2 protein-coding genes and 1 tRNA gene are annotated in these 2,928 nt (G+C 62.7%); 1 reads left to right on the top strand and 2 read right to left on the bottom strand.

Going from position 1 to position 2,928, the window contains the following annotated elements; translation table 11 throughout:
* The coding region (locus H0V34_07355; protein ID MBA2491517.1) for a 23S rRNA (guanosine(2251)-2'-O)-methyltransferase RlmB at positions 1 to 479 on the bottom strand (479 nt) is incomplete at its 3' end.
* Positions 479 to 2,707: a ribonuclease R gene (gene rnr, locus H0V34_07350; GenBank protein ID MBA2491516.1), complete on the bottom strand. Its 2,229-nt coding sequence runs from the start codon at positions 2,705 to 2,707 to the stop codon at positions 479 to 481. The genes H0V34_07355 and rnr, both read right to left, overlap by 1 nt.
* Positions 2,708 to 2,828: 121 nt before the next feature.
* On the opposite strand from rnr, the gene H0V34_07345 reads away from it, so the two are divergent.
* Positions 2,829 to 2,915, top strand: a tRNA-Leu gene (locus H0V34_07345).
* The last annotated feature ends 13 nt before the right edge of the window (positions 2,916 to 2,928 follow it).

Raw genomic sequence — 2,928 nt, 5'->3', positions numbered from 1 at the left:
GCGAGGTTGGTCACCTGCGCCACGGCCAGGCGTTCGGCCGCGCCGCTGGCGACCTTGCGTACGGTCGCGTTGATCGCCCCCGTGCGATCCCGCGGGGTAATCACGGCGGTCGCGCCCGCGGCTTCCGCGGTGCGCAGGGAGGCGCCCAGATTATGCGGATCGGTGACGCAGTCCAGCACCAGCAACAACGGACACTCGGTCCGTTCGACCAGATCGTAAAGATTACTTTCAGTCAGCGTGGGCGCGGCGCGATACGACGCGCACACACCTTGATGACGGCGGGTCTGCGTCTGCCGCTCCAGTGTCTGTCCATCGACTTCGCGCAGCGGGATGTTGAGCGATTGCGCAAGCTGGCGCAGTTCGTTGACGCGCGCATCGTGCCGGGCACGATCAACACGCAGTTCTTCAACATTGCCCGGGTCGTTGCGCAACGCGGACAACACCGTGTGGATGCCGGATATGACTTGGGGCGCGCGCATCAGGCGCGGGCGCGCTTGCGGCGTTTCTTGTGCGTGCCTTTATCGGCTGACGCGCGTGTTTCCAGCGGCTCGAAGTCGATTTTTCGCTCGTCCAGATCCACGCGCACCACCTTCACGCGCAAGCCATCGCCCAGGCGGTAAACGCGGCCGCCGCGCTCACCGCGCAGCCGATGTCCCACGGGATCGAAACGGTAATAGTCCTTGGGTAAAGCAGTGATGTGCACCAGCCCCTCGACGTAAATCTCGTGCAGTTCCACGAACACGCCAAAGGAGGTCACGGAACTGATTACGCCGTCGAACTCCTCGCCGACCTTGTCGCGCATGAATTCGCACTTGAGCCAGTTCACGGCGTCGCGCGTGGCCTCGTCGGCGCGTCGTTCGGTCATTGAGCAGTGCTCGCCCAACGCCACCATCGCGTCGTGGCCATGCTCGAAACTTCCCGGTTTTTCTTCGCGCAAGATGTGACGGATCGCGCGATGCAAGAGTAAATCCGGATAACGGCGGATGGGCGAGCTGAAATGCGCGTAAGCCGGCAGCGCCAGACCGAAGTGGCCGTCATTGTGCGGCGAATAAACCGCCTGCGATAGCGAGCGCAGCAGCACCGTCTGGATCAGGTGCGCGTCGGGGCGCGATGCGATTTTGTCCATCAATTTCGCGTAATCTTTTGGCTCCGGCTCGTCTCCGCCGGTTAAGTTAAGCCCCGTCTCCTTTAGAAAGTCGCGCAGATCGGTCAGGCGATCGGCTTTCGGCCCTTCGTGTACGCGGTACAGCGCGGGCATTTTGCGTTTAACCAGGAACTCCGCCGCCGCGACATTGGCGGCGATCATGCATTCCTCGATGACTCTGTGCGCCTCGTTACGCATAGTCGGCACGATGCGCTCGATCTTGGCGCCGGCGCCGAACTGGATCTGGGTTTCCACCGTGTCGAAGTCGATCGCGCCGCGGCGCTCACGCTTTTTGCGCAAGGTCCGGTACAGCGCGTAAAGATCGTCCAGGTGCGGCGCCAACCGCGCGTACTTCCGTCGGGGCGCCATCTTGCGCTCCACCACCATGGCCGCTACTTGCGTGTAGGTCAGCCGTGCGGCGGAACGCATAATGCCCTCGAAGAACCGCGATTTGCCGATGCGCCCGTCGCCACCAATGCGCATCTCGCAAACCATGCACAGGCGATCGACCTGTGGATTCAGCGAACACAGGCCATTGGAGAGCGCTTCGGGCAGCATGGGTATTACGCGCCCCGGAAAATAAACCGAGGCGCCCCGGCGCTGCGCCTCAATATCAAGCGGACTGCCGGGCTGCACGTAGGCCGATACGTCCGCGATCGCCACCAGCAGCCGCCAGCCCTTGCCCTCGGGCTCGCAATACACCGCATCGTCGAAGTCCATGGCGGTCTCTCCGTCGATGGTGACCAGCGGAAGCTCGCGCAGGTTGATGCGACCCACGCCAGCGTGCTCCGGCACCTCGGGTGGAAAGCGGGACGCTTCGTCCAGCACCTTGTCCGGCCATTCGTAAGGCAGGCAATGCGCGCGCACGGCGATGTCGATCTCCATGCCCGGCGCCATATGATCGCCCAGCACTTCCACGATGCGGCCGATGGGCTGGCTGCGCTTGCTGGGTTGTTCCACGATGGCGGCGATCACGATCTGCCCTTGTGTGGCGTCACCGACGTTTACGGGCGGAATCAGAATGTCCTGATGCAGCCGTTTGTTGTCCGGCACGACGAAGGCGACGCCGCGCTCCGTAAAGAAACGTCCGACCGCCTGCACATTGTGACGTTCGATCACCTCGACCAGACCGGCCTCCTTGCGGCCGCGTCTATCGATGCCCACAACGCGCACAACCGCGCGATCGCCATGCATCAGCGCGCGCATCTCGCGCCCGGAGAGAAAAAGGTCGTCCTGGCCTTCGTCGGGTTTTAGGAAACCAAAGCCGTCCGGATGTCCGATGACGCGACCGCGGATCAGATCGCGCTCGTCCACCGGCAGATAACCGCCGCGGCGATTGCGCACCAACTGGCCATCGCGCTCCATGGCGCGCAGCCGGCGGGTCAGCGCCTCGATATCGTCGGGCTCGGTAACATCGAGACACGTCAGTAGTTCGTCCAGCGCCAGCGGCCCCAACTGCTCGGCGATTATCTCCAGAATCATTTCGCGGCTGGGCACGGGCCGTTCGTATTTGCGCGCTTCGCGCTCCGCGAACGGATCGTTGCGCGGCGTGTTTTTTCTCATAGGTTCTGGATCATGCGTAGTGGAATCGGGGCGCCGCAAAGCGGCGCGAGCAAAATTGACAATCGATTTGACGGTAGGTACATTGCGGCGTCCATGAAGCGCATCAGTGAATTTTCTAAACGCCGAGGTGGCGGAATTGGTAGACGCGCTAGCTTCAGGTGCTAGTGGGGGTAACCTCGTGAAGGTTCAAGTCCTTTCCTCGGCACCAGCCGCGCACTTGC

This window comes from Gammaproteobacteria bacterium, from assembly GCA_013696315.1.
GTDB lineage: Bacteria > Pseudomonadota > Gammaproteobacteria > JACCYU01 > JACCYU01 > JACCYU01.
This window is presented reverse-complemented; position numbering and strand designations above follow the sequence as displayed.